Annotated in this window: 27 protein-coding genes; 15 read left to right on the forward strand and 12 right to left on the reverse strand. The window is 65.3% G+C overall.

Annotation, left to right across the window (positions count from 1 at the left end; translation table 11 throughout):
* Positions 1-18: 18 nt before the first annotated feature.
* Positions 19-387 carry a GFA family protein gene (locus NLM32_RS21935; protein ID WP_254130967.1) on the forward strand — a complete coding sequence of 123 codons (369 nt, stop codon included), beginning with the start codon at positions 19-21 and terminating at the stop codon, positions 385-387.
* Between the two features lie 97 nt (positions 388-484).
* On the forward strand, positions 485-1,300 hold the full coding sequence (locus tag NLM32_RS21940) for a DUF4886 domain-containing protein (protein ID WP_254130968.1): 816 nt from the start codon (positions 485-487) through the stop codon (positions 1,298-1,300).
* Positions 1,301-1,414: 114 nt separating this feature from the next.
* On the opposite strand, the gene NLM32_RS21945 is transcribed toward NLM32_RS21940, so the two are convergent.
* On the reverse strand, positions 1,415-2,185 hold the full coding sequence (locus tag NLM32_RS21945; RefSeq protein ID WP_254130969.1) for an exodeoxyribonuclease III: 771 nt from the start codon (positions 2,183-2,185) through the stop codon (positions 1,415-1,417).
* A 41-nt stretch (positions 2,186-2,226) separates the two neighbouring features.
* Here NLM32_RS21945 and NLM32_RS21950 point away from each other — a divergent pair, with 41 nt between their 5' ends.
* Positions 2,227-2,445, forward strand: coding sequence for a cysteine rich repeat-containing protein (locus NLM32_RS21950; protein WP_254130970.1), 219 nt, complete (start codon positions 2,227-2,229; stop codon positions 2,443-2,445).
* An 8-nt stretch (positions 2,446-2,453) separates the two neighbouring features.
* Here NLM32_RS21950 and alr read toward each other — a convergent pair whose 3' ends face one another.
* The 4 genes from alr to NLM32_RS45870 all read right to left on the reverse strand — a co-directional run bounded on the left by alr (position 2,454) and on the right by NLM32_RS45870 (position 6,567).
* Positions 2,454-3,737: an alanine racemase gene (gene alr, locus NLM32_RS21955; protein ID WP_254135388.1), complete on the reverse strand. Its 1,284-nt coding sequence runs from the start codon at positions 3,735-3,737 to the stop codon at positions 2,454-2,456.
* A 46-nt stretch (positions 3,738-3,783) separates the two neighbouring features.
* Complete coding sequence (locus tag NLM32_RS21960; RefSeq protein WP_254130971.1) at positions 3,784-5,295, reverse strand: replicative DNA helicase; 1,512 nt, start codon at positions 5,293-5,295, stop codon at positions 3,784-3,786.
* Positions 5,296-6,057: 762 nt separating this feature from the next.
* The gene (locus tag NLM32_RS21965) at positions 6,058-6,390 is read right to left on the reverse strand and encodes a class I SAM-dependent methyltransferase (protein ID WP_256568504.1); all 333 of its coding nucleotides are present in this window, start codon (positions 6,388-6,390) and stop codon (positions 6,058-6,060) included.
* A complete protein-coding gene (locus NLM32_RS45870) occupies positions 6,391-6,567 on the reverse strand; it encodes a hypothetical protein (protein WP_256568282.1) in 177 nt (58 codons plus the stop codon).
* Between the two features lie 312 nt (positions 6,568-6,879).
* On the opposite strand from NLM32_RS45870, the gene NLM32_RS21970 reads away from it, so the two are divergent.
* From NLM32_RS21970 to NLM32_RS21980, 3 genes are all read left to right on the forward strand, one after another.
* Positions 6,880-7,914, forward strand: coding sequence for a hypothetical protein (locus tag NLM32_RS21970; RefSeq protein ID WP_254130972.1), 1,035 nt, complete (start codon positions 6,880-6,882; stop codon positions 7,912-7,914).
* A gap of 104 nt (positions 7,915-8,018) precedes the next feature.
* Entirely contained in the window at positions 8,019-8,630 is a 612-nt protein-coding gene (locus NLM32_RS21975; RefSeq protein WP_254130973.1) for a TetR/AcrR family transcriptional regulator, read from the forward strand.
* Complete coding sequence (locus tag NLM32_RS21980) at positions 8,627-9,094, forward strand: PaaI family thioesterase (RefSeq protein WP_254130974.1); 468 nt, start codon at positions 8,627-8,629, stop codon at positions 9,092-9,094. Before NLM32_RS21975 ends, NLM32_RS21980 begins: the two co-directional genes overlap by 4 nt.
* Positions 9,095-9,144: 50 nt before the next feature.
* Here NLM32_RS21980 and rplI read toward each other — a convergent pair whose 3' ends face one another.
* The 4 genes from rplI to rpsF all read right to left on the reverse strand — a co-directional run bounded on the left by rplI (position 9,145) and on the right by rpsF (position 11,643).
* A complete protein-coding gene (rplI, locus tag NLM32_RS21985; RefSeq protein WP_254130975.1) occupies positions 9,145-9,750 on the reverse strand; it encodes a 50S ribosomal protein L9 in 606 nt (201 codons plus the stop codon).
* A 47-nt stretch (positions 9,751-9,797) separates the two neighbouring features.
* A complete protein-coding gene (locus tag NLM32_RS21990) occupies positions 9,798-10,766 on the reverse strand; it encodes a DUF2232 domain-containing protein (RefSeq protein ID WP_254130976.1) in 969 nt (322 codons plus the stop codon).
* Between the two features lie 128 nt (positions 10,767-10,894).
* Positions 10,895-11,134, reverse strand: a complete 240-nt coding sequence (rpsR, locus tag NLM32_RS21995; RefSeq protein ID WP_007592020.1) for a 30S ribosomal protein S18 — start codon at positions 11,132-11,134, stop codon at positions 10,895-10,897.
* A 5-nt stretch (positions 11,135-11,139) separates the two neighbouring features.
* Positions 11,140-11,643: a 30S ribosomal protein S6 gene (gene rpsF / locus NLM32_RS22000; protein WP_254130977.1), complete on the reverse strand. Its 504-nt coding sequence runs from the start codon at positions 11,641-11,643 to the stop codon at positions 11,140-11,142.
* 342 nt (positions 11,644-11,985) lie between these two features.
* On the opposite strand from rpsF, the gene NLM32_RS22005 reads away from it, so the two are divergent.
* From NLM32_RS22005 to gmk, 9 genes are all read left to right on the forward strand, one after another.
* The gene (locus NLM32_RS22005) at positions 11,986-12,702 is read left to right on the forward strand and encodes a TetR/AcrR family transcriptional regulator C-terminal domain-containing protein (protein ID WP_254130978.1); all 717 of its coding nucleotides are present in this window, start codon (positions 11,986-11,988) and stop codon (positions 12,700-12,702) included.
* A gap of 3 nt (positions 12,703-12,705) precedes the next feature.
* The gene (locus NLM32_RS22010; RefSeq protein ID WP_254130979.1) at positions 12,706-13,731 is read left to right on the forward strand and encodes a fatty acid desaturase family protein; all 1,026 of its coding nucleotides are present in this window, start codon (positions 12,706-12,708) and stop codon (positions 13,729-13,731) included.
* A 173-nt stretch (positions 13,732-13,904) separates the two neighbouring features.
* Entirely contained in the window at positions 13,905-14,864 is a 960-nt protein-coding gene (gene fabD / locus NLM32_RS22015) for an ACP S-malonyltransferase (RefSeq protein ID WP_254130980.1), read from the forward strand.
* A gap of 67 nt (positions 14,865-14,931) precedes the next feature.
* Positions 14,932-15,669: a 3-oxoacyl-[acyl-carrier-protein] reductase gene (gene fabG, locus NLM32_RS22020; RefSeq protein ID WP_254130981.1), complete on the forward strand. Its 738-nt coding sequence runs from the start codon at positions 14,932-14,934 to the stop codon at positions 15,667-15,669.
* Positions 15,670-15,979: 310 nt separating this feature from the next.
* Positions 15,980-16,219, forward strand: a complete 240-nt coding sequence (locus NLM32_RS22025; RefSeq protein ID WP_008130699.1) for an acyl carrier protein — start codon at positions 15,980-15,982, stop codon at positions 16,217-16,219.
* A gap of 107 nt (positions 16,220-16,326) precedes the next feature.
* The gene (fabF, locus tag NLM32_RS22030; protein ID WP_254130982.1) at positions 16,327-17,592 is read left to right on the forward strand and encodes a beta-ketoacyl-ACP synthase II; all 1,266 of its coding nucleotides are present in this window, start codon (positions 16,327-16,329) and stop codon (positions 17,590-17,592) included.
* A 125-nt stretch (positions 17,593-17,717) separates the two neighbouring features.
* Complete coding sequence (gene mltG / locus NLM32_RS22035; RefSeq protein WP_254130983.1) at positions 17,718-18,992, forward strand: endolytic transglycosylase MltG; 1,275 nt, start codon at positions 17,718-17,720, stop codon at positions 18,990-18,992.
* 134 nt (positions 18,993-19,126) lie between these two features.
* Complete coding sequence (locus NLM32_RS22040; RefSeq protein ID WP_254135389.1) at positions 19,127-20,014, forward strand: YicC/YloC family endoribonuclease; 888 nt, start codon at positions 19,127-19,129, stop codon at positions 20,012-20,014.
* Between the two features lie 3 nt (positions 20,015-20,017).
* A complete protein-coding gene (gene gmk, locus NLM32_RS22045; RefSeq protein WP_254130984.1) occupies positions 20,018-20,677 on the forward strand; it encodes a guanylate kinase in 660 nt (219 codons plus the stop codon).
* On the opposite strand, the gene NLM32_RS22050 is transcribed toward gmk, so the two are convergent.
* The 3 genes from NLM32_RS22050 to NLM32_RS22060 all read right to left on the reverse strand — a co-directional run bounded on the left by NLM32_RS22050 (position 20,610) and on the right by NLM32_RS22060 (position 23,950).
* Entirely contained in the window at positions 20,610-21,902 is a 1,293-nt protein-coding gene (locus NLM32_RS22050; protein ID WP_254130985.1) for a hypothetical protein, read from the reverse strand. The genes gmk and NLM32_RS22050 overlap by 68 nt on opposite strands.
* A 152-nt stretch (positions 21,903-22,054) precedes the next feature.
* On the reverse strand, positions 22,055-22,564 hold the full coding sequence (locus NLM32_RS22055; protein WP_254130986.1) for a hypothetical protein: 510 nt from the start codon (positions 22,562-22,564) through the stop codon (positions 22,055-22,057).
* A gap of 39 nt (positions 22,565-22,603) precedes the next feature.
* Positions 22,604-23,950: a caspase family protein gene (locus tag NLM32_RS22060; RefSeq protein WP_254130987.1), complete on the reverse strand. Its 1,347-nt coding sequence runs from the start codon at positions 23,948-23,950 to the stop codon at positions 22,604-22,606.
* Positions 23,951-24,180: the final 230 nt, after the last annotated feature.

The raw sequence follows: 24,180 nt of genomic DNA on the forward strand, positions 1-24,180 counted from the left end.
CAAAACGGGGAGCGGATCATGCCGGTCGAGGCAAGCTGTCATTGCGGTGAGACGGTGTTCGAGGTGACAGAGGCGCCTTCGAGCGTGACGCGCTGCACCTGCTCGCTCTGCACCAAGCGCGGCGCACTGTGGGCCTATTACACGCCGGCGCAGTTTCGCCTGCTGTCGCCCGCCGACAACGTCGCGACCTATCTCTGGGGCAGCCGCACCGTCAAACATCACTATTGCGCGAATTGCGGCTGCGGCACCTATTCGGAGTCGCCGGACTGGTCGAATGGCAAGCCCGATTTCGACAATCCCAAGGTCGCAGTGAATGCGCGCTTGTTCGACGATTTCGACCTGGAGGCCGTGCCGGTCAACATGATCGACGGCAAGAATCTATGGTGAGCAGGCGGCCTCCCGCATATCTGCTCGCACGCCCATCCTCTTGAGGCTCTTTTGAAAAGCTGATTTGGTTCCGGCCCAATAAAAAGGGGAGGAAGCCATGATGCGTCTTTTTGCGCGAGTGATGCTCGCAATGTGTCTGGCCGTTGCAGCCGGCTTCAATGCGCAAGCGCAAACCAAACCGAAGGTCACGACGCTCGGACCCGACTTTCCGAAGGCCGCATTGTTCGTCGGCAATAGCTTTTTCTACTACAACAACGGCATGCCCGGGCATCTCTCCTTCATGGAGCGGGCCGCGGATGAGGCCAACAAGGCGGCCTATCGCAACACCATGGCCACCATCGGCGGCTCCGGGCTCGACTGGCACGACATGGACAATCTGCTGCGTCCGGGCGGTCTCGGCGCCTATTCCTTCGACGATCACAACGTCGTCGTCTTCAACAAGCCCGGCAAGCAGTTCGATGCCGTCGTGATGATGGATTGCAGTCAGTGCCCGATCCATCCGCAGCTGAAGGACGCCTTCACCACCTTCGCCAAGAAGGACAGCGAGATCGTTCGCGCTCACGACATGCGGCCGGTGCTGTTCATGTCCTGGGCCTATCTCGACAAGCCGGAAATGACCGAAGCGCTGGCCGAGGCCTATACGATTGCCGGCAATGCGAACAATGCGCTCGTGATTCCCGCAGGGCTCGCCTTCGCGCGCGTCCGCAAGCTGCAGCCGGAGCTCAATCTCTATGCGCCGGACAAGCGTCACCCGAGCCCCGCCGGCACCTATCTCGCGACCTGTGTCACGCTGGCTGCGTTGACCGGCCGCTCGCCCATCGGCAATTCCTACACGATGGGGATCGATCCGGAGACGGTGCAACTGCTGCAGAAGGCGGCGTGGGACACGGTGCAGGAGTATTACGGACGGTGATCTGGCACGGTCTCGTAGGGTGGGCAAAGGCGTACTTGCGCCGTGCCCACCATCTGCTTCCGTAGACGAATTGCGTGGGCACGCTTCGCTTTGCCCACCCTACGAGACCATCGCTTACTTCAACACCACCCACGCCGGCGCATGATCGCTCGCACCATCCTCGCCACGAACCGTCTTGTCGACGCCGGCCTTCGCCAGACGCGAGACGAGGGTAGGGCTGAGCAGCAGATGGTCGAGCCGTAAGCCCGCATCGCGCGGCCAGCGGTTTCGCTTGTAGTCCCAGAAGGTGTAGATGCGTTTGTCTCCGTGCAGCTCGCGGATCGCATCGCACCAGCCTTGCTCGACCAGCGAGGCGAACGCCGCACGGCTTTTCGGCTGGATCAGCGCATCCTTGTCCCATGAGCGCGTCGGATAGATGTCGATCTCATCAGGCGCGACGTTGAAGTCGCCGGCGAGCACGACAGGCAGATCCTGCTTGAGGAAGGTTTTGGCGTGGCGCTTCAGCCGCGCGAACCAGTCGAGCTTGTAGTCGAATTTCGGCCCGGGCTGCGGATTGCCGTTCGGCAAGTAGATGCTGGTGACGATGACGCCGCGCACGGCGGCCTCGATGTAGCGCGCTTCGTGGTCGTCGGGCCGCCCCGGTAGCCGGTCGCGCGTGAGCACCGGTTCGGCGTTGCGGGCGAGGATGGCGACGCCGTTCCAGGTCTTCTGTCCGCGCCAGACTGCGCCGTAGCCGGCCTTTTCGATCGCGGCCGCCGGAAATTCGCCATCACTTGCCTTCAACTCTTGGAGTGCAACGACATCCGGCTTCGCCGCGCGCATCCATGCGAGCAGGTTGGGCAGGCGGCGGTTGATGTTGTTGATGTTGAATGTCGCAATCTTCATGTAGAGCTGATCGCCTCGTACGTCCCGACACCGGAGATACAATGACCAAGTTGAGCTTTGCCGCTATTGCATTCGTCGTCGCGTTTTCCGGAGCCGCTTCGGCACAATCGGCCGATCCGCGCGGCGCCTGCAAGGCGGATTACGACAAATTCTGCGCCGGCATCGCGCCCGGTGGTGGCAAGATCGTCGCCTGCCTCAACGCCAAGCGCGACCAGCTCAGCGCGACCTGCAAGGCGGCGCTGGATAGCCGGAAGAAGTAAGAGGCGTCTTAGCTCGGCAGCGGCGGCGGAGCCGCTGGCTGCTCGAGTGGCGGCGGGGCGGGCGGCTGTTCCGTCGCCAGCGCAGGCTCCGGCTCCGGTTTTGCGAGCGGCTCCACGACATCGCCGCCTTTGTAGACGCGCGCGTAGCGGTGGCCGAGGCTGGTCAGCACCTCGTAACCGATCGTGCCGAAATGGTGGGCGAGCTCGTCGACGGTGATGCCCTCGCCGAGCAGCGTCACCATGTGGCCGCGCCGCGCCGCGTTCGGCGGCAGATCGGTGATGTCGATCGCGATCAGGTCCATCGAGACGCGGCCCGCCACCGGGCAGCGCTTGCCGGCAACGATTACCTCGGCGCCGCGGGTGCCGTCATTGGAGCTTGCAGCGCGGAAATAGCCGTCGGCGTAACCGACCGCGATGATCGCGAGCTTGGTCGGCCGACGCGCGGACCAGGTGCCGCCGTAACCGACGGTCTCGCCGCGCTCGATGTTGCGGATCTGCACGATGCGCGCCTTGAGATCGACCACGGGCTGCATCGGATTGTCGGCCTCCGGGGTCGGATTGACGCCGTAGAGCGCTGCGCCCGGCCGCACCAGGTCGAACTGGAAGGGCGCGCCGAGAAAGATGCCCGAGGAGTTGGAGAGCGCCGCCGGCACGCCGGAGAATTCGCTGGCGATGCCGCGGAAGGCAGCGAGCTGCTTGGCGTTGACGGGGCTGTTGAGCTGCTCGGCCGAGACCAGATGGCTCATCACCAGCGTGATGCCGTGATCGCCGGCATTGATGCGGGGAATGATGGCCTGCGCTTCCGCGAGCGTCAGCCCGAGCCGGTTCATGCCGGTGTCGATGTGAACAGCGGCGCCCCCGGACCAGCCGGTGCGGCGGCAGAACACGTCCCATTCGGCGAGCTCGTTGAGGTCGCCGATCACGGGACGGCAGTTGATCTTGGCGTAGTGCTCGCCGGTGTTCTGGAAATAGCCGCCGAGCACGTAGATGGCCGCGTCCGGCACCGCCGCGCGGGCGGTGCGTGCCTCCTCGATGGTGGCGACGAAGAAGGTCTTGCAGCCGGCCTTGTTCAGCGCCTGCGCGACCTGCGCGGTGCCGCAGCCGTAAGCGTCGGCCTTGATCACCGCCGAGCACTCGGCCGGCACGGCGGTCTTCTCGAGCTTGCGCCAGTTGGCGATGATGGCGTCGAGATCGACGGTGAGCACGCCGCCGAAGGCAGCGAGCGCGGCAGCCTGATTGGCCTCCGCGGAGAGAAGGCCGGATTGCTGGATCATGTTCGGGTCGGACGCCATTGTCATGACGCCGTTTTACGCAAGAGGCTGGTCCGGTTCAAGGAACTCAGTAATCGTTGCTGCTGCGAGCCGGCAGTTGACTGTCCGGCGCGAGGTCGCCGAACCGCGTGACGGAAGCTTCGAACGCCAGATCGACGGTTCCTGTCGGGCCGTGGCGCTGCTTGCCGATGATGACTTCGGCCTTTCCGTGCGCCAGACTCATGTCAAGCTGCCACTTCTCGTGTTCAGGCGTGCCCGGGCGCGGCTCCTTCATGGCGAGGTAATATTCCTCGCGATAGACGAACAGCACGACGTCGGCGTCCTGCTCGATTGATCCGGATTCACGCAAGTCGGAGAGCTGCGGTCGCTTGTCGTCGCGGGATTCCACCTGACGCGAGAGCTGCGACAGCGCGATGACGGGGACGTTGAGTTCCTTCGCCAGCGCCTTCAGGCTCGTCGTGATCTCCGTGATTTCCTGCACGCGGCTGTCGCTGGCGCGCTTGCCCGAGCCGGAGAGCAGCTGGATGTAGTCGATCACAAGCAGGTCGAGGCCCTTCTGTCGCTTCAGCCGCCGCGCGCGCGCCATCAGCTGCGCGATCGACAGGCCGCCCGTCGCGTCGACATAGAAGGGCAGCGACTGCAGCTCGATTGAGACCTCCCGGATCTTGTCAAAATCGGCTTCCGAGATGCCGCCGCGGCGGATGTGGGAAGAGGGAATGCCGGTGCGCTCGGCCACGATACGCGTGGCGAGCTGGTCGGACGACATTTCGCAGGAGAAGAAGCCGATCACGCCGCCATTGGCGGCCTTCATGGTGCCGTCGGCCTGAAGCTCGCCGACATAGGCCTTGGCGACGTTGTAGGCGATGTTGGTCGCCAGCGACGTCTTGCCCATGCCCGGGCGTCCGGCCACGATGATGAGGTCGGAGTGCTGCAGGCCGCCCATCTTGGTGTCGAGGTCGCGCATGCCGGTCGAGATGCCGGACAGCTTTCCGTCGCGCTGGAACGCCTTTGCCGCGAGATCGACCGCGATCGCCAACGCCTGCGAGAATTTCTGGAAGCCACCGTCGTAACGGCCGGACTCGGCGAGCTCGTAAAGGCGGCGCTCGGCGTCCTCGATCTGCGCGCGCGGTGCGAAATCGACCGGCGCGTCATAGGCGACATTGACCATGTCTTCGCCGATGCCGATGAGGTCGCGACGCAGTGCAAGATCGTAGATCGTGCGCCCATAGTCCTGGGCGTTGATGATGGTGGTCGCCTCGGCCGCGAGCCGCGCCAGATATTGGCCGATGGTCATGCCGCCGACGTCGGTGTCGGCGGGCAGGAACGTCTTCAGCGTCACGGGCGTGGCGATCTTGCCCATCCGGATCAGGCTGCCGGCGGTCTCGAAGATGGTCTGGTGCAGCGGCTCGAAATAGTGCTTCGGCTCCAGGAAGTCGGAGACCCGATAGAAGGCGTCGTTGTTGACCAGAATCGCGCCCAGAAGGCTCTGTTCCGCCTCGATATTATGCGGCGCGCTCCGATAAGCGGGAGTTCCGGGCTCGGGCGCGAGTTTGAGGACGTTCGAATCAGTCAGGGCCATGGTCGAGCGATAGCAATTTTCTTGGGCGGATGCGGGGCCGGGATAAAGCGCCGACGCAGCCCGAAGCGGAAGCAAAAGCTCGTCGCTATCAACCGATCATTAAAAATGGTGGATGATTAGCAGTCGCAGCAAGCGCCGCGCTTGACGGATTTTCGCGGAACTCGCCCGGCGCTGGACGTGGCCGCGGCCGCATCACGGAAAAATCCGGATGCCGTGAACCTTATGGATTGAGGCGCAGACGTATCGAAGAGCGCGCGAAATGACGCACGCTGGCCGCTTTCGGCGCGGGTTTCAGACCAGCAGGAGGTAGACCAGCGCAACCAGGGCCGCGCCGACGCCGGTGGCGATCAGGGCGTAATCGGTGCGGAGGTCGTCCTGCACGTCGAATGAGGTTTGGGTCTCTTTGCTCATGGCGACGATCTAGGCCAGGACCAAACAGACTTATGTGAAGCAGATCACATCTCTCCGGATTCTTTCGGGGTACCTCGGGAACAGGACTGGCGGGTAGGGGATTGTCTCCCATAACCTGCCAATAGGGAGACGAGGCAAGCCATGCGGCCAGAACGGCAGCTACAGGTTTGGCGAAGCGAGGCTGGTAGTCGGCTTTGGCTGTCCGGGCTGATCGCGGCCATGGAGCACGCCGCGCGGCCCGAGCAGCGGCGACTGCCTGTCGCGCCCGAAACCCTCGCGGAATTGCGCGCCCAGCTAGCGTTACCGACTTCTTGCCGGATCCCGCCGATTTCGACCCTGTGTCATTAGAATTCATTCACCAGCAAGCTTCAGCTTGGACCTGGCGCCGCCTTCGCGGGCGCGCAGCCGGGCTTCCTCATGCGCGATATCGTCGCGCGTGATCGGGACCACGCCCTGACGCTTGGTGAGCTGAAGCTGGAAGTTCATCATGCCCTGCTTCCGGAACGTCATCTCGCAGGCGGCGAGATAAAACTCCCACATCAGCGCGAAGCGCTCGTCATAGAGCTGCACGGCCTCCTCGCGCCGGGCCGTGAAACCTTCCCGCCAGGCCTTCAGCGTCTCGCGCCGGTCTTGGCGAACTGTGCGTCGTCGAGGGTTGTTTCCGGTGTCTCGAAGTAGACGCAGCTATTTGCTTGTCGGCGTCGAGAAATCATAGAGCCGCACATCGAGATCGTAGTGATGTGTGACATTGCTGCGCGATCGCGCCCGCGGATTGAACTGTCTGAGGTGCCGGACGAGATTGAGCAGGATCGCGAGAGCATCAGCTATGTTGCCGCGCTCGACGACAAACTCGCCGCTCATAGAGGCCTCGCCAAGAACCCCCGTAACAAGCGGTCCATGGGCACCAACCTCTCGAGCGAACCCGAAAAGATGCGACGACCCGGCCGTCACACCGATGCTTGGACGACACGTTGGTTCCAATGCGTTCGCATGGACGTCCAGGCAGCCTATTCCCGCCCAGCTATTGCGTTGTGTTCAAACCCGATATTCGAAAATCGCGTGTTCACATGCTTGTTGAGTGCGCTTCCATTCGCAGCGCAATCGGCTAAAAGGTGACCCGCCGCCGCGCCGAATGCCGGCCGTATCTGTCGGATTTCAATGGAGATGATGGGAATGTCGAGCCGAGCGCTCAGCCTCGCCACGGTGCTGTTTCTGATCGGCTTCGGCGCCTCCGATGCCGTTCTGGCGCAGGCGACGAACCTCGAGGCCGGCAAGGCCCCATCCCAGCTTTTCGCGCAGACCTGCAACGCCTGCCATAAGAGCCCGCGAGGGCTGTTGAAGACGGTCGCGCCGGGCTCGCTGCCGGGCTTCCTGCGGCAGCACTACACTACCAGCCCCGACATGGCCGGCGTGCTCGCCTCCTACCTCATCTCCAATGGTGCCACCGATACCCGCTATCAGGCCAAGGACGGGAAGGACGGCAAGGAGAAGAAGGACGGCGCCAAGGAGAAGGACGCCAATACGGCTCCGGGGCAATCGCCTGAGCACCAGGGCCGACGCCAGCGCTCGCAGGAGGCCGCAAGGCCCGAGGGCGAGGGTGCCGCTGGCCCGGCGCCTGAAGGCCGCCAGAAGCGCGCGGCGCGGCCGAGCGAAGAGGGCGCCAAGGAAGGTGTCAAGGAAGGCGCAAAGCCCGAGGCCGCCACCGAACAGCCGCCCGAAGGTCGCAAGGGCAAGCGGATGAGCAAGCGCGGCAAGCCGGAAACGGAAGACGCAGCCGCGCCGAAGGTTGAGCCCAAGGTCGATTCCAAGACTGAGCCCAAAGCCGAACCCAAGGCCGAACCCAAGAGCGAGAGCGCCAAGGTCGATTCTGGTCGGGACGAATCCAAGCCCGACAGCGGCAAGCCGGCTGAGAAGCCTGCAGAGGCCAAGCCGGAAAGCGCCAAGGTCGAGCCGAGCAGCAGCGAGACGCCGGCTCTGCGCCCCGATCCAGTGCCGCAGGTCACACCGGCCCCGCCGGCGGCTGCCAAGCCGGCTGAACCGGCCGCGCCCAAGCCGGCAGAAGCGGCCGTCTCCAAACCGGCCGAGCCCGCGCCCAGCGCCGAACCAGCGGCCAAGCCGTCAGAGCCGGCACCGTCTGCGCCCGCCGCGGCCGCGTCGCCCGCGCCCGCCGAGTCCTCCGGTCCGCCGGCGCCGCCGATCTCGCGCTAAGCCGACAATCCTGCCGATCTGCGAAGGCCGCGCCCAGCGCGGCCTTCGCGTCGTCTTGACCATCATTAGAGTTACGCTCTAGAGTAATACTCTAGGAGGCGGCGATGTCATCCGGCGTTCGCGACGATCTATTGGCTGCGGGGCTCGCGGTGTTCGACCGGTCGGGCTTCGAGGGCGCGACGGTGGCCGCCATCCGCGCCAAGGCCCGTGCCTCCAATGGCAGCTTCTTTCATGTGTTCGGCTCCAAGAAGGAGCTTGCCGGTGCGCTGTTCCTGGACGTGCTGCGGCACTATCACGCCGCGATGCTCGCCGCGCTCGATCAGGCGCTCGAAGCGGAGCAGGGCATCGATCGCCTGATCCGCGCCCATCTCGACTGGGTCGTGCTGAGCCGCCGCGAGGCGCGCTATCTTTTCGAGATCTCGCGCAGCGAATGGGGCGAGGACATCCGCGACGCCCAGCGCGCGCAGAATGCACGGCTCGCCGAAGGCATCGAGCGCTGGCGCGCGCCGCTGGTCGCAAGCGGCGAGCTTCTGCCGATGACATCCGTGATGTTCGTCAGTCAGCTGATCGGCCCTGCGCAGATCTTCTGCCGGGCCTTTCTCTCCGGGCGCGATCGCGCCGATCCGCGCGGCGAGGCCGACACGCTGATCGCCTGCGCCATCCGCGCGCTGGTGCCGCCCGGGCGCGTCAACACCAAGCAAGGAGTGGCGACATGAGCAACGAAGCCGATCCCGAGTTCGTGGCCGTAGCCGAGCGCATCCACGCCAATGTCGGCCGGCAGGGCTTCATGAACCTCGTCGGTGCCGAGCTGTCGGACTTGTCGCGGGGCACTTGCACGATTGCGGTCGAGCGTCGGCCGGAGCTGTTGCAGCAGCACGGCTTCTTCCACGGCGGTGTCACGGCCTTCCTGGTCGACAATGCCACGACCATTGCGGCGGCGACCTCGCGCGGACAGTCGGCGCTGACGGCGGAATACAAGCTCAATCTGTTGTCGCCCGCGGTCGGAGACAAGCTGATCTGCCGCGCAAGGGTGATCAAGCCGGGCCGTCAGGTCTCCGTGGTCGCGGCAGACGTGTTCTGCGTCAGCGACGGTGTCGAGAAGCACACGGCAACGGCACTCGCCTCGATCGCGATGCTGAGCGAGGATGTCGCGTCCAAAACGAAAAGCCCGGCTGCCTGAGGCAGCCGGGCTTCGTAGCCCTGCTTCGTAGCCTTGCGCGAGCGCGAGGCTTACTTCTCGGTCTCTTCCGCAGCCGGGGCCGGCTCGGCGTCGTCGTGCTGGGCTTCCGGATCGAAGAACTCGCCGGCGGCGGCAATCGCCTCGGCGGCCGCGTCGCGGTCCTCGTTGCGGGTCGAGATGTCCTCGCCGCGGTTGATGCGCTCGGCCTCGTCCTGGCTGCGCGCAACCGTGACGGTGACCTCGACCTCGACCTCGGGGTGAACCGCGACCGTGATCGAGTGCTTGCCGATGGTCTTGATCGGTGCGTCGAGCTGCACCTGGGGACGCTCGAGGGCAACGCCGTCGGCCTCGAACGCCGTAACGACGTCACGCACCGTGACCGAGCCGAACAGCTGGCCGGCTTCGGACGCCTGACGGATCACGATGATGTTCTTGCCCTGGATCTTCTCGGCGACCTTGGACGCCTCGCCCTTCGAGGCAAGGTTGCGGGCTTCGAGGTCGGCCTTCATTCCGTCGTACTTGGCGCGGTTGTCGGCGGTGGCGCGCAGCGCCTTGCCGCGCTTGAGCAGGAAATTGCGGGCATAACCGTCGCGAACCTTCACGACTTCGCCCATCTGGCCGAGCTTGCTCACGCGTTCCAGCAAAATGACTTCCATATTCGTTCTCCTTTGAGGTGCTCTGGTTTTCAGTTTTCGGGTTGGACTTAAGTTGTCGGCAATGGCGGCGGTTGCCGGTTGCGCAGGAAGCGCTCGCGGAAGCCGAACACGGCGTCCGCGAGCCCAAGGGCGGTCAGCAGGATGAGGCTCACGCTGAACATGAAAACGATGGCGTAGGCGGTGGCGAGCCAAATTCCGCGATTGGCGAGGTCGCGCGTGATGGTGTGCAGAACGGCAAAGCCGACCAGCGCATAGGCCATCATCAGGACGGTCGTGACGACGACGGCGAGAATGCCGGTCATTCCGCCGGAGAAGCTGAACGCGAGCGCGACACAGAGGGCCACCAGCGTCATTGGCGGCAAGCTCGTGCTGCTGAGGTCCGGCCACGGCCGATGCAGCCGGCCTGAAACAGCCGCGACCTTGGCGGCAAGCCAGAGATTCAAGGTCAGCGTCGCCATCTGCGACGCCGCGACCAGAACCGGAATGACCGCGACCATCAGGCCGACGCGCGGATCGCTCTCCGTAACGGTCGTCTCGCTCACCATTGAAAGAATCTTGGCGAAGCCACGCCGCATCGCATCGCTGATGGCCGAGGCATCGCTTCCCAGCGAATACAGCGATCCCGCGGTCAGCAGCGTCGCCAGCGCCGCAATCCAGAGCAGGATGCGCCCAAGCGGGTACCATTCGACCTGGGGCGAAGCCGCATCCTGGCCCGCGATGCCGCCGGCGATCGGCCTGCCCAGCATGGCGAGATGGCCAAGCCACCAGGCCGGCAGCGCGAATGCGAGACCGTAACCGAGGGCGAGGGGCGGGCTGAGCGCGCCGGCAATGACGAGCGTCGCGATGAGGCCGCCGAGGGCGCCGCACAGCGGCCCCCAGGCGATTGCGGCGAGCATGAGCGGCAGCGGAGCAAGATAAACCAGGACGAGCGAGATCAGTGCGCCCGACACGATCGAGGCGAACATCAGGGCCGACGCAGCGCCGGCGATCAGGGCTATCAGTCCAAATACCATCATCAGCTGTCCCGCTCCCTTCGAGCGGTTAGAGGCGCTTTGCCCCAACCATCGGCGACCGGAGGACCCGGAAGCCTTATGAGTTCAGAAAGTCGCGACCGGCGGCGTGATCGCCGCCGGTCGAATTCGTCTTAGCGAATGACGTAGGGCAGCAGGCCCAGGAACCGCGCGCGCTTGATGGCGCGGGCAAGCTCACGCTGCTTCTTCGCGGACACGGCGGTGATGCGGCTCGGCACGATCTTGCCGCGCTCGGAGACGTAACGCATCAGCAGCTTGGAGTCCTTGTAGTCGATCTTCGGAGCATTGGCGCCCGTGAACGGGCAGCTCTTACGACGACGGAAAAACGGGCGGCGTGCACCAGCTTCAGCCATTGGTCTTACTCCCCATCCGTCGTGGTTTCAGCTTCGTCACGCGGACGGCGCGGGCCGCGATCACCGCGGAAGCCACCACCGTCACGATCGCCGCCACGGAAACCGCCTTCACGGTCGCCACGGAAACCGCCGCCGCCTTCACGGTCGCGGAAGCCGCCGCCACGGTCGTCACGCTCGCGATCGCGGTCAGCCTTGCGCATCATCGCGGACGGGCCTTCCTCGAGCTCTTCGACGCGGACGCTGAGATAGCGGATCACGTCTTCGCTGATGCGCTCCTGGCGCTCGATCTCGGCGATCGCCGCGGAGGGCGCGTCGATGTTGAGCAGCACGAAGTGCGCCTTGCGGTTCTTGTTCATGCGGTAGGTGAGGGAGCGAACGCCCCAATTCTCGGTCTTGGTGACCTTGCCGCCGAGACCCTCGACGATTCCGGTCATCTGCGCAGTCAGCTCTTCGACCTGCTGCGTGCTCGCGTCTTGGCGCGCGAGAAAAACATGCTCATAGAGAGCCATAGTCGTCCTTTCCTCGTGTTAGCGCATTGCCCGGCGTCAAGCCCTTAAGAGACCTTCGGAAAGGACTCTGGGATTAAGCTCAGAAGGCGGAAACACGGGACGACGGGCCGACTGGCCCTGCCACACCAAAATCACGAATGATTTGCTGAGACCGTCCGTTCAGCTCCCGGCCGGGGTCTGCGGATGCGCGCGTTATACGGATTTTGGCCGGCTTGGCAAGGTTGGAGGCCGCATTTTCGGCCCGGATCGCCCGGTGCGGGTGGTGGGGCCGGTCCTCCTATACCACATCCGTCTTGATTTATTTGTTTGTATGTCATACAAATAAATCAGGGAGAGGATCCGATGGTGGAAAAATCGGCCCAGGAGCCGTTCGGAGAGCCGTTTGAGGCGGCTGGCGACCCCAAGCATGCGGCGCGGGCGACGCGCTCGGCCGGGCGCAAGATGCGGTCGCTGCTGCTGGACGCGGCAAGCCCGCTATTCCGGGAGCGGGGGCTGTCGGGCACCGCGATCACCGATATCGCAGCAGCGGCCAACGCGTTCCCGAGCCAGATCACCTATTACTTCCGCACCAAGGAAGCGCTGTTCGTCGAATGCGCCTGCCGCGAACTTTTGTATCTGGCGCGCGCGACCGAGCAGGCGGCGCTGCAGGCGCGTACGCCGCGGGACTACACCCACGCGCTGGCCGAGACCGTGACGGCGAGCGATTCGATCGCCTTCTTCGCGGAAGCGTTGACCCTGACGCGGCGGCGCCAGGATCTGGCGCCTTTGGTCGAGCGCACCATCGAGCGCCTGCACAGTGAGGGCGCACGCGCTTATGCAGGCCAGGTGGCGCGTCATGGCTGGCGCTCGCTGCGCGCGCCCGACGAAAGCTCGCGGCGGTTCTGGGCGGTTGCGATCGGCGTCATTCTCGAAGGCTACGCCATGGGCCGCTCGCCCGAGGCACTCTGCGAAGAGATGCTGCGCGTGCTCGGCGAGCAGGCCAAATCCAGCGCTGACACTGCGCGCCTGCGTCTCGTCGACGAGCGCGGCGCATCAAGCAATTCGAACGAGGAGGGGTAGGTCATGACGGCGCTTCGCATGCGTGCCCGCGATTTCCTGACCGACGATCAACTGGCCGACGTGCGCCAGCGCGTGACCTGGAAGGGCGTCGCGATGATCGCGCACGCCTGGGCGCTGATCATTGGCGCAATCGCCCTGGTCGCCTGGTGGCCCAATCCGATCACCTACGTTCTCGCCGTCGCCATCATCGGTTCGCGTCAGCTCGGGCTCGCAATCCTGATGCATGACGGCGCGCATGGCTGCCTGTCCGCGGACGAGAAGACCAATCTCGCGCTGAGCCAGTGGTTTTGCGCCTATCCGCTCTTTGCCGAGACACGCAGTTATCGGCGCTATCACTTGCAGCATCATGCACGCACCCAGCAGGAGGATGATCCCGATCTGGTGCTGTCGGCGCCGTTTCCGATCACCAGGCTGAGCTATCGCCGCAAGTTCATTCGCGACATCACCGGGCAGACCGGGTACCAGCAGCGCAAGGCGCAATTGCTCAACGCGCTCGGTCCGAAGGACTGGCCGTGGCGGCAGCGCGCCGGGCATTTCTGGGAGAAGCTCGGCCCGCAATGCCTCGTCAACGCCGCGATGTTCGCAAGCCTCGCTGCGGCCGGTGTGTGGTGGGCCTATCCGCTGCTCTGGCTGGTGCCGCTACTGACCTGGATGATGGTCATCACGCGCATCCGCAACATCGCCGAGCACGCCGTCGTGCCCGACAGCAGCGATCCCTTGCGCAACACCCGCACCACGCATGCCAATGTCCTCGAGCGCCTGTTCATCGCGCCGTATTACGTGAACTACCACCTCGAGCATCATCTGCTGTTCTACGTGCCCTGCTACAATCTGCCGAAGGTGCATCGCCTGCTCAGCGAGAGCCGGCATGCCGAGCGGATGGAGGTTCAGCCGGGCTACGCAGCCGTGCTGCGGCTCGCCACGGCGAAGCCGAACCGGGATGACCGGCCGGGCCAACTGGTCAGCAATGCGCGCCGTGCGCAAGCCGGCGCCGAGGTCGGTGCGGACCAGAAGGCCGGCGGGTTTTGACAGGCCGAATCCCCAGTTCAATGCAGGCCGAAGCTCCTATCTTGGCTTGACATTCCGGCCCCGGACAGTGTCTACGGCCCCTTTCGGAGCATGGTCGGGAACCAAGGCTCGGGCCGGACGTCATCGGCTGCGGGTTCTCGAACCACACGGCTCGAGCGATCCAGGGAGCGCCGATGACGGCAGCATTCACATTTCCGGGGCAGGGTTCCCAGGCAGTCGGTATGGGCAAGGCTTTGGCCGACGCCTTTCCGGCGGCGCGTGCCGTGTTCGACGAAGTCGATGCCGCGCTTGGAGAGAAGCTGACAGCCACGATCTGGGATGGCCCGGCCGAAACCCTTCAGCTCACCGAGAACGCCCAGCCGGCCCTGATGGCCGTGTCTGTGGCCACTCTGCGGGTGCTGGAGGCTGAAGCCGGGTTTTCCGTGGGGCGGGACGCGGCGTTCGTTGCCGGTCACTCGCTCGGCGAATATTCGGCGCTGGCGGCCGCCGGCAGCCTGACGATCTCGGACACCGCACGGCTGCTTCGCACCCGCGGTCTCGCAATGCAAAAAGCGGTGCCGGTCGGCGCCGGCGCGATGGCCGCGCTGCTCGGCCTCGATTACGACGCAGCCATGGAGGTCGCCAGGGAGGCGGCCCAAGGGCAGGTCTGTCAGGCGGCCAATGACAATGGTGGCGGCCAGGTGGTCGTCTCCGGCGACAAGGCCGCGGTCGACCGCGCCGTCGAGATCGCCAAGACCAAGGGCGCCAAGCGCGCCATGTTGCTGCCGGTGTCCGCACCGTTTCACTGCAAGCTGATGCAGCCCGCCGCCGACGCGATGGCCGAGGCGCTGTCCAAGGTCACGATCAAGGCGCCGGCTGCGCGGCTGGTGTCGAACGTGCTGGCGAGCGCCATCACCGATCCCGACGAGATCCGCCGCCGCCTGGTCGAGCAGGTCACCGGCACGGTGCGCTGGCGCGAGTCGGTTGCCTATATGGCAGGGCAGGGCGTCACCCGTTTCTTCGAGATCGGCGCGGGCAAGGTGCTGACGGGACTCGTCAAGCGCATCGCCGACGGCGCCGTCGGCGTTGCCGTGGGTGGTCCGAACGACATTGCCGCCGCCAAGGATGCATTGGCCGCTGCGAAGCAGGCTTGAGTTTACGCACGATCTTTCCGGAAAACCGCTGCACACTTTTCCGGATCGTGCTTTGGAGGAGTTTTCGATGTTCGATCTGACTGGCAAGAAGGCGCTCGTCACCGGCGCGACCGGCGGCATCGGCGGCGCGATCGCGCAGGCGCTGCATGCGCAGGGCGCGACCGTCGCGATCTCGGGAACGCGCAAGGACGTGCTGGATGAGCTGGCCGGCAAGCTCGGCGAGCGCACCCATGTGCTGCCCTGCAATCTCTCCAAGGCCGACGAGGTCGAGGCGCTGGTGCCGGCTGCGGAAGCTGCGATGGGCCAGGTCGACATTCTCGTCGCCAACGCCGGCATCACGCGTGACAATCTGTTCGTGCAGCTCCGCGACGAGGATTGGGAGGAGGTCATCAACATCAATTTGACTTCGACCTTCCGCCTGGCGCGTGCCGCCACCAAGTTGATGATGCGCAAGCGCTTCGGCCGCATCATCGCCATCACCTCGGTGGTCGGCGTCACCGGCAATCCAGGGCAGGGCAACTACACCGCGTCGAAGGCCGGCCTGATCGGCATGATCAAGACGCTGGGCGCCGAATACGCCAAGCGCGGCGTGACCGCGAATTGCATCGCACCCGGCTTCATCAAGACGCCGATGACGGATGCGCTCAACGACAAGCAGCGCGAGACGATTCTGACCAAGGTTCCGGCCAACCGCCTGGGGACGCCCGAGGACATTGCGGCGGCCGCGGTCTACCTGAGTTCGAACGAAGCGGCCTACGTCACCGGCCAGACCATCCACGTCAACGGCGGCATGGCCATGATCTGAGACGTCGTTCCGCACTGCCCACATGGGTGGGGCAGGATGCGGCAAACGGCCGTTTTCGGAGCGAATTGAGGCGTGTAGTCAAGGCAGTTGAAGTATGATAACCGGACCTTCAACGGATGGGCAAAGAACGCCATTGCAGGTTTTTGAAACCCTGTATATTGGCGATGCGGAGCCTTGGCCGTCATTCGCCGGGCCTCTACCGGTTAAGGTGGGGCCAAATCAAAGTTCGTAAGCGAAGGCAGTCAACGACCACGACGGCTCGTATCGTCCCGGGGGGTCGGGTCTACAGGGAACAACACGAGGTTATGCAATGAGTGACATTGGCGAGCGGGTTAAGAAGATCGTGGTCGAACACCTTGGTGTTGAACCCGAGAAGGTTGTCGACGCAGCGAGCTTCATCGATGACCTCGGCGCCGACAGTCTGGACACCGTCGAACTGGTGATGGCGTTCGAAGAAGAATTCGGGTGCGAGATTCCGGACGACGCCGCGGAGACGATTCTCACCGTCGGCGACGCCACGAAGTTTCTCGAGAAGAACGCGAAGAGCTAAGGCTCTTCATTTCGCGGGGACAACATTGAAACCGGACGGGCCGCTTTGCAGCGGTCAGCCGGTTTCTTGTTATTGGCCGTGAATCTTTCGATGCGGAGTTTTCGGATATGAGGCGGGTTGTCGTCACTGGTCTCGGCATGGTGTCGCCACTCGGTTGCGGCGTCGAGCCGACCTGGAAACGCATCCTCAACGGCGAAAGCGGTGCGCGCAGGATCGAGAGCTTCGATGTCTCCGATCTGCAGACCAAATACGCCTGCACGGTCGTGCGCGGCGACGGCAGCAACGACACCTTCAATCCCGACAAGTGGATGGAGCCGAAGGACCAGCGCAAGGTCGACGACTTCATCATCTTCGGCATGGCCGCGGCCGGTCAGGCGCTCGACGATGCGAACTGGCATCCCGAGACCGAAGAGGACAAGTGCGCGACCGGCACCATGATCGGCTCGGGCATCGGCGGCCTCAACGGCATCGCCGACACCGCGATTCTCCTGAAGGAGCGCGGGCCGCGCCGGGTGTCGCCGTTCTTCATTCCGGGCCGCCTGATCAATCTCGCATCCGGCTACGTCTCGATCGCGCACGGCCTGAAGGGACCGAACCATTCGGTGGTCACGGCCTGCTCGACCGGTGCCCATGCCGTTGGCGACGCCGCCCGCCTGATCGCGCTCGGCGATGCCGACGTGATGGTCGCCGGTGGCGCGGAGTCGCCGATCAGCCGCATCGGTATTGCCGGCTTCAACGCCGCACGCGCGCTGTCGACCGGCTTCAACGACACGCCCGAGAAGGCCTCGCGCCCCTACGACAAGGATCGCGACGGTTTCGTCATGGGCGAGGGCGCCGGCGTCCTCGTCCTGGAGGAGCTCGAGCACGCCCAGCGCCGCGGCGCCAGGATCTACGCCGAGGTGATCGGCTACGGTCTGTCGGGCGATGCCTATCACATTACGTCGCCGTCGCCCGATGGCGATGGCGGCTTCCGCAGCATGTCGGCCGCGCTCAAGCGCGCCGGCCTTACCGCATCCGACCTCGACTACATCAACGCCCACGGCACCTCGACGCCGCTCGGCGACGAGATCGAGCTCGGCGCGGTGGAGCGCCTGCTCGGCAATGCCGCCTCCAAGGTTGCGATGTCCTCGACCAAATCGTCGACCGGCCATCTGCTCGGCGCGGCCGGCGCGATCGAGGCGATCTTCGCGATCCTCGCGATTCGCGATAACATCGTCCCGCCGACCATCAACCTGGACCATCCGTCGGTGGAGACCGCAATCGATCTCGTGCCGCACAAGGCGAAGCAGCGCGAGGTGAATGTCGCGTTGTCGAATTCTTTTGGTTTCGGCGGTACCAATGCCTCGGTCATCGTCCGGCGCCTGACCCATTAGTTTGTGTTTGCGACGAATCCACCGTTTTGCCGTATTCGGCGATAGTCATGTCTGTGGGCGTGTGCATTTGGCTCGGCAAGCGATTGTCAGGCTGCGATTGAACCGGCAGGATTCAGGTTGCTTCGATGAGTGAAAGGCCGCCCATTTCGCCCCGGAGTCCGCGGGCAGCGCTCGAGCCCGAGCAGGTCCCGCCGCCGCCGAGGCGTTCGGAGCGGGCCCGCAATCCCTTTGTCGTGGTCGGCAACGCCATCATCACCCTGCTGCTGATCGCCATGCTCGGCGCCGGCGGCGCCTATTATTACGGCCGGCAGGTGCTCGAGGCGCCGGGGCCGCTGAAGGAAGACAAGATCGTCAACATCCCGCAGCGTGCGGGCAAGCGCGACATCGCCGAGACCCTGAACAAGGAAAGCGTCACCGACGTCAATCCCTGGGTGTTCATTGCCGCGGTGGCTGCGCTGAAGGCGAGCTCGGACCTGAAGCCGGGTGAATATTCGTTCCAGAAGAACGCATCCCTGCGCGACGTCATCGCCACCATCGTCGAGGGCAAGGTGGTGCAGCATTCCGTCACGATTCCGGAAGGCCTGACCTCCGAGCAGATCGTGGCACGGCTGTCCGATAACGACATCTTCACCGGCAGCGTGCGCGAATTGCCGCGTGAAGGCACGCTGCTGCCCGAGACCTACAAGTTCCCGCGCGGGACCCCGCGCGACCAGGTGATCCAGCGCATGCAGCAGGCGCACAAGCGCGTGCTCGCGGAGATCTGGGAGCGCCGCAGCCAGGACCTTCCGGTCAAGACGCCGGAGCAGCTCGAGACACTCGCCTCGATCGTCGAGAAGGAGACCGGCAAGCCGGACGAGCGTAGCCGGGTCGCGGCCGTGTTCGTCAATCGGCTGAAGCAGAAGATCAAGCTGCAGTCCGATCCGACCATCATCTACGGCCTCGTCGGCGGCAAGGGCACGCTGGGGCGCCCGATCAAGCGCAGCGAGATCACGCAGCCTTCGCCCTACAACACCTATGTGATTGAGGGACTGCCGCCGGGCCCGATCGCCAACCCCGGCCGCGCCTCGCTGGAGGCGGCCGCCAACCCGGCCCGCACCCGCGATCTCTTCTTCGTCGCGGACGGAAGCGGCGGGCACGCCTTTACCGAGACCTACGACGCGCACCAGAAGAACGTCGCCAAGCTGCGCGCGATGGAGAAGCAGATCCAGAACGACACGGTCGAGCCTGCCGAGGACGCACCTGCGCCGGCCGCCGCGGCGCCTGCGGCTGCCGATACGGCGCCGACCGCGACCACGCCCAAGCCGACCCAGCAGAAGAAGCCGCCGGCGCGGCCCGCCACCACTCCCGCGCCCGCGCGGCAGGGCGCCGTGCAGCCGTCGCCGCCGGTCATCCAGCGCTAGGGCTGGTCCAGCCTCAGTCGTTGCGCAGACCTGCCTACGGGACTTTGCGGATTCCACTTTCCCGCAAAATAGTCTTAAGATTCGCGTGGCCTGATGGCCTCGCGAATCCCATGTTTGTCGGAGAATTTGACCTGATGGCGCTGTCGTCCATGACCGGCTTTGCCCGAAGCCACGGCGCAAGCGGGCCGTATACGTTCGAATGGGAATTGAAGTCGGTCAACGCCAAGGGCTTTGACTTGCGGGTGCGGCTGCCGCAGGGGTTCGACGAGCTCGAGGCCTACGCCAAGAAGCGCGCCGGCGAGCTGCTCTCGCGCGGCACCGTCTACGCCAACCTCAACGTCAAGCGCGCCAATGCCGCCGCCACCGTCCGCGTCAATGAGGACGTGCTCAACGCCGTGCTGAAGGCGGCCTCCGTCATCGCCGGCAAGGTCGACGCGGTCGCGCCTAGCGTCGACGGCCTGCTCGCCATCAAGGGCGTCGTCGAGGTCGCCGAGCCCGAGGGCGACGAGGAGGAGGACAAGGCCGCACGCGCTGCCGCGGCCGACGCCTTCGACAAGGCGCTCGACGAACTCGTCGCGATGCGCAAGCGCGAGGGCACCTCGCTCGGCCAGATCCTGACCCAGCGGGTCGACGAGGTCGAGCAGCTGGCGAAGAGGGCGGAAGCCGCACCGGGGCGCAAGCCCGAGGCGATCAAGGCGAAGCTCGCCGAGCAGATCGCCGCGCTGCTGGACACGTCCGACCGTTTCGATTCCGACCGCCTGATGCAGGAGGCGATCCTGATCGCGACCAAGGCCGACATCCGCGAGGAGCTCGACCGCATCGCCTCCCACATCGCACAGGCGCGCGAGCTGATCGGCAAGGGTGGTCCGATCGGGCGCAAGCTCGATTTCCTGGCGCAGGAGTTTCACCGCGAGGTCAACACCTGCTGCTCGAAGTCGAACGACATCGAGCTGACCAATACCGGGCTCGCCATGAAGAACGTGGTCGAGCAATTTCGCGAGCAGGTCCAGAATCTGGAGTGATCGATGACGACGGGCGGTCACGGAACTGACGGTGTCGAGCGGCGTGGGCTGATGTTTGTGCTGTCCTCGCCATCGGGCGCGGGCAAGACGACGCTGTCGCGTCTGCTGATCGACCGCATGCCCGGTCTGCGCATGTCGGTGTCGGCGACGACGCGGTCGATGCGGCCCGGCGAGGTCGACGGCCGCGACTATCTGTTCGTCGACAAGCCCAGGTTCGACGCCATGGTGAAGGGCGATGAGCTGCTGGAATGGGCCACCGTGTTCGACAACAGCTACGGCACGCCGCGCGCGCCCGTCGAGGCCGCGCTGTCGGCGGGGCAGGACGTGCTGTTCGACATCGACTGGCAGGGCACGCAGCAGTTGCGCGAAAAGGCGCGCGCGGACGTCGTCAGCGTCTTCATCCTGCCGCCGTCAGCCGGCGATCTCGAGAAGCGATTGCATTCGCGCGCGCAGGATTCGGACGAGGTGATCCGCAAGCGGATGAGCCGCGCCAGCCACGAGATGAGCCACTGGGCCGAGTATGATTACATCGTCATCAACCACAATGTTGATGACGCCTTCGCCGAGGTACAGTCGATCCTGAAGGCCGAGCGCCTCAAGCGCGAGCGGCGGACTGGCCTCGTGAGCTTCGTGCGAGGGCTGCAAGGTCAGCTTCAAGGCTAGCAGGGAAGGCTTCAGGGCGAGGCTGCGTCAGCCGCGGCCCTTCCGTCGCCAGCCGCTCCAGCATCGCCGTGATGATATCGATGTCGGCGGCGCTGGCCGCTTCACGCGCATGTTCGTCATGCGCGTCCGCGTTGTGCTCTGCCGGCTCTTCGCGGTGGGCGGCGTCGGCGGCGAGCTGCGGCGCCGCGGGCTCGATCTCGAACTCGCCGTCGAAATAGTCGATCCCGGTCTCGTCAGGCTTTGTCTCGTCAGGCTCTGCTGTCGCAACCTCAACGGAACGGCCCTGCGCAGCGATCCGGCCGATGGCGCTTGAGAATGCGGCGATCTGCGGGGCTTCCGCACGCATGGCGTCGAAGTCCACCGGGAGCGGCCGTACGACGCGCGGCGCCGGCTCGGTATGCCAGGGCGCACGGCTGTCGGCGTCATCCTGCCGATGGTCCCAGTTCACGCGGCGATCGGCCGCCCGGGCGCGCGCGCGTCGACCGGCGAAGCGATAAATCACGCTGGCGAGGAGGCCGGCGAGCGTCAGCGCGCCGCCGATGACGAGCAGCAGCATCTGCACCGATCCGGTCGGCTTGTCGGCGGGGGCCTCTGCCGCGGCGAGCGTTACCGGGGAGGCGGCTGGCTTCGCACTCGGCTGTACCGACGCTGCTGCAGGTGCGGCAGCGGTTGCAACTGATGGCTGCGGTGCGGGCGAAGCGAGGGCGGCGTCGGGCCAACGCGTGGCGACGGAGGGCTGCGCCGCATTGGCATCACTGGCGCCGGGAGCCTGCGGCGTGGCGGCTGCGGCTGACGCCGGCGCGTTCGCGGCGGGGTTGGTTTGCTGTGCAATGTATTCGGCATGCGCATTTTGCACCGATGACGGCGCGGCTGGAGCTGCACTCGGCGTGTCGGTCGTCGCCTGCGCGCTCTGTATGGGCTTGGCACCTTCCTTGGCACCGTCCTTGGTACCTTCGGCACGCAGATACCAGCATTGCCGCTTGGTCCCGCGCTCGACGCGATAGAACCAGTGCTGCCCCTGCGGCGCGACACCCTTTGGTGAGGCGACGCAATCGCTCGCGGCATTCGCCGTGCTTGCGCTCGCGGCATTCGCCGGGCTTGCGGCGCTGGGTGTGCTTGCGGCGCTGGATGTGCTTGGCGCGTTCTGTGAAACGGCAGCCAGCGGCGCGCCGGCAATGATGCTGCCGACTAGCGCGGACATGAACTTTGCGGTGCGGTTGCCCATCCTGGTCTCCCGTTTACGCATGACGCAACTCGTTACCTTCCCTTTCTCAACAAAGAGTTAGGTGGCAATGAGCCGCAAATCCGGAGAGGATGTGGCTTGAATCGGGCCTGCGCGGCGTTCGTTCCGCCGCGAATTCAGGCTTTTTGCCGGCGCTATTGCTTGCTCGCGGTCCAGGTTCCCGAGCAGCCGTCGGAGCGGCGGAACGTGCCGGAACCGCTGCGTCCCGAAAGGTGGCCAGCGCCGGTATAGGTGATGCCGCCTTCACCCTGTCCGAACGTGTGCACCGATCCATTCGCGCTGACGGTCCCGCTGACGCCTTGGCCGATCACGCGGCCCGAGGTCACGACGGTCGCGCCGCTGGACGTGCCGCCACAGCCGACACTGGTGACAGCCCAGGCACCGTCGAAGCTACCACCGCCACCGCCACCACCGCTGCGCCGAGACGACGAGCGTTGTTCGTCAGCGGCCGGCTTGCTTCGGCGTTCCGAGGGCGCGGGTTCGGCGGAACGGCCTGAAGGGCTATCCTGGCGCGAGCCGGACAGCGATTTTTCGTCGTTGCCGATCGAGCCGCCGGCGCTGCCGGATTGCGCAAATGCTGACGGAGCGGCGAGGGCGAGGAGAAGTGTGGCGAGGGCAAAATGGCGGCGTGCGGTGTTCGACATGAGCCAGAAATCCATCATCACGAAAAATCGGCGATAAAATCAACGACCGGAGCCGTCGGCACAAACGCTTCCAATAATGCGGCAAGCTTTGCCAGCCTTGCCGCATTCGTCAAGCGCGGCGTCCTTCGCGCGCTGCACGCTGTCGCGCTGGACCAGCGACCACGACTTGTCCGAGATCGCGAAAGCGCCGCAGCTTTTGCCGTAGAAGGAAAGCTCGATCGGGCACTTCGCGCCGGCGCAATTGCCGCGCGCATCCGCCACCGCCGCGCGCCGTGAGGCATGGTTCCACGAGATGCCCCATTTGTTGCCGTCAGGGCCGTAGACGATCGAACCCCATGGCTTGAGATCCTCCATCTTGCGCATCCGCAGCAGCAGGCCTTCGGTCGGCTCGCCCGTCGGCGGCATCGAAATCCGCTGCTGCAGCTTTGTGATGGCGCGCGTGAGCCCGTCGGGCGTGTCGGGATCGAAATTGAGCTCGTAGAGCCGCTCGTTCAATTCGCTGAGCAGCGCGGCGTCGCGCAACGGCACACGGTCGGGATCGGCGCGCAGCCGATCCGCCGGCAGCGGATCGGGCTGCATCGCCGCGACCTGCGGCGGCGCTGTTTGCGTCGGGGGGACGAAGTAGAAGGTGCCGTCGATCGGCGAGGACGACACCCAGGGCTGCTGCGCGCCCGAGGTGGCGCGCTTCACGGCCAGCCCCACCTGGTTGAAGGTCTGGAACACGTCGAGGCCGGCGGTGCGGACCGTCGCGGCCAGCGCCTTGGTGTAGGGACTGTGGCCGTCGCTACCATCCTGCGCGACATTGCCGGGCTGTGTCGCGTAGGAGATCAACGTGCCTTCAGGCGCGCGCATTTGCGCAAGACCGCCGTCCGAGGATCGAAGGCCGCGCGAGCCAAAGGGGTTGTTGCGGCAGGCATCGAGGATGACGAGGTTGAGCCGCGTGCCCGAGCCCTGCATCTGCCGCAGCACCAGATTGACGTCGGTCATCTGGAAATCGACGTCGGCCTCGCGCGTCGGATTGGCGCCGACCGGCACGAGATAATTCGAGCCCGCGACCTGCACGCCGTGGCCGGCATAATAGAACAGCGCGACATCGGCGCCCTGGACCTGCCGGCCAAAGCTTTGCACGGCGATGTCCATCGCGGCCTTGTCGAGATCGAGCTGGGCGCGGCCGCCGACGAGGGTAAAGCCGAGCGTGCCGAGCGTCTCCGCCATCAGGCTCGCGTCCTTGGACGGATTGTCGAGCGGCGTGATGTTCTTGTAGGCGGAGTTGCCGACCACCAGCGCGATGCGCTTCTCGGCCGATGCCGGTCGGAGCGCGACGGCGAGCGTCACCGCGACGAGTGCTGCCAGCACCAAGACGCGATTGAAAATCCTCGCGTGCATCAAAAAACCCCCAAAGCAATGGCGTCAATCTACCAGCCGGACGCGCCAGCGAAAAGCGGTGCGACGTTCTGTGCAGGGACATGTGGCGGGCAGCAGGGAAGGCCGGGCGCCGGCGGCACCCGGAATCCACGCGCAAAATTCGGTAAAGTGGAATATTTGCGAGCGGTGGTTGGCGGCGAACCTTTGCCCGGACTTGCGCTGATGCGACGAAGCAATCCAGACCGCCGCGG

Source organism: Bradyrhizobium sp. CCGUVB14 (genome assembly GCF_024199935.1).
GTDB lineage: Bacteria > Pseudomonadota > Alphaproteobacteria > Rhizobiales > Xanthobacteraceae > Bradyrhizobium.

Coding starts and splice junctions, on each gene's coding strand:
- NLM32_RS45870 (WP_256568282.1), bottom strand. CDS start 6,567: ATGAGCGGCGAGTTTGTCGTCGAGCGCGGCAACATAGCTGATGCTCTC.
- NLM32_RS22055 (WP_254130986.1), bottom strand. CDS start 22,564: ATGTCGAACACCGCACGCCGCCATTTTGCCCTCGCCACACTTCTCCTC.
- NLM32_RS22040 (WP_254135389.1), top strand. CDS start 19,127: ATGGCGCTGTCGTCCATGACCGGCTTTGCCCGAAGCCACGGCGCAAGC.
- NLM32_RS21945 (WP_254130969.1), bottom strand. CDS start 2,185: ATGAAGATTGCGACATTCAACATCAACAACATCAACCGCCGCCTGCCC.
- NLM32_RS21950 (WP_254130970.1), top strand. CDS start 2,227: ATGACCAAGTTGAGCTTTGCCGCTATTGCATTCGTCGTCGCGTTTTCC.
- NLM32_RS21960 (WP_254130971.1), bottom strand. CDS start 5,295: ATGGCCCTGACTGATTCGAACGTCCTCAAACTCGCGCCCGAGCCCGGA.
- rpsF (WP_254130977.1), bottom strand. CDS start 11,643: ATGGCTCTCTATGAGCATGTTTTTCTCGCGCGCCAAGACGCGAGCACG.
- NLM32_RS21970 (WP_254130972.1), top strand. CDS start 6,880: ATGTCGAGCCGAGCGCTCAGCCTCGCCACGGTGCTGTTTCTGATCGGC.
- alr (WP_254135388.1), bottom strand. CDS start 3,737: ATGGCGTCCGACCCGAACATGATCCAGCAATCCGGCCTTCTCTCCGCG.
- rpsR (WP_007592020.1), bottom strand. CDS start 11,134: ATGGCTGAAGCTGGTGCACGCCGCCCGTTTTTCCGTCGTCGTAAGAGC.
- NLM32_RS21975 (WP_254130973.1), top strand. CDS start 8,019: ATGTCATCCGGCGTTCGCGACGATCTATTGGCTGCGGGGCTCGCGGTG.
- fabD (WP_254130980.1), top strand. CDS start 13,905: ATGACGGCAGCATTCACATTTCCGGGGCAGGGTTCCCAGGCAGTCGGT.
- NLM32_RS21935 (WP_254130967.1), top strand. CDS start 19: ATGCCGGTCGAGGCAAGCTGTCATTGCGGTGAGACGGTGTTCGAGGTG.
- gmk (WP_254130984.1), top strand. CDS start 20,018: ATGACGACGGGCGGTCACGGAACTGACGGTGTCGAGCGGCGTGGGCTG.
- NLM32_RS21990 (WP_254130976.1), bottom strand. CDS start 10,766: ATGATGGTATTTGGACTGATAGCCCTGATCGCCGGCGCTGCGTCGGCC.
- NLM32_RS22060 (WP_254130987.1), bottom strand. CDS start 23,950: ATGCACGCGAGGATTTTCAATCGCGTCTTGGTGCTGGCAGCACTCGTC.
- NLM32_RS21940 (WP_254130968.1), top strand. CDS start 485: ATGATGCGTCTTTTTGCGCGAGTGATGCTCGCAATGTGTCTGGCCGTT.
- NLM32_RS21980 (WP_254130974.1), top strand. CDS start 8,627: ATGAGCAACGAAGCCGATCCCGAGTTCGTGGCCGTAGCCGAGCGCATC.
- NLM32_RS22025 (WP_008130699.1), top strand. CDS start 15,980: ATGAGTGACATTGGCGAGCGGGTTAAGAAGATCGTGGTCGAACACCTT.
- NLM32_RS22005 (WP_254130978.1), top strand. CDS start 11,986: ATGGTGGAAAAATCGGCCCAGGAGCCGTTCGGAGAGCCGTTTGAGGCG.
- mltG (WP_254130983.1), top strand. CDS start 17,718: ATGAGTGAAAGGCCGCCCATTTCGCCCCGGAGTCCGCGGGCAGCGCTC.
- NLM32_RS22010 (WP_254130979.1), top strand. CDS start 12,706: ATGACGGCGCTTCGCATGCGTGCCCGCGATTTCCTGACCGACGATCAA.
- NLM32_RS22050 (WP_254130985.1), bottom strand. CDS start 21,902: ATGGGCAACCGCACCGCAAAGTTCATGTCCGCGCTAGTCGGCAGCATC.
- rplI (WP_254130975.1), bottom strand. CDS start 9,750: ATGGAAGTCATTTTGCTGGAACGCGTGAGCAAGCTCGGCCAGATGGGC.
- fabF (WP_254130982.1), top strand. CDS start 16,327: ATGAGGCGGGTTGTCGTCACTGGTCTCGGCATGGTGTCGCCACTCGGT.
- fabG (WP_254130981.1), top strand. CDS start 14,932: ATGTTCGATCTGACTGGCAAGAAGGCGCTCGTCACCGGCGCGACCGGC.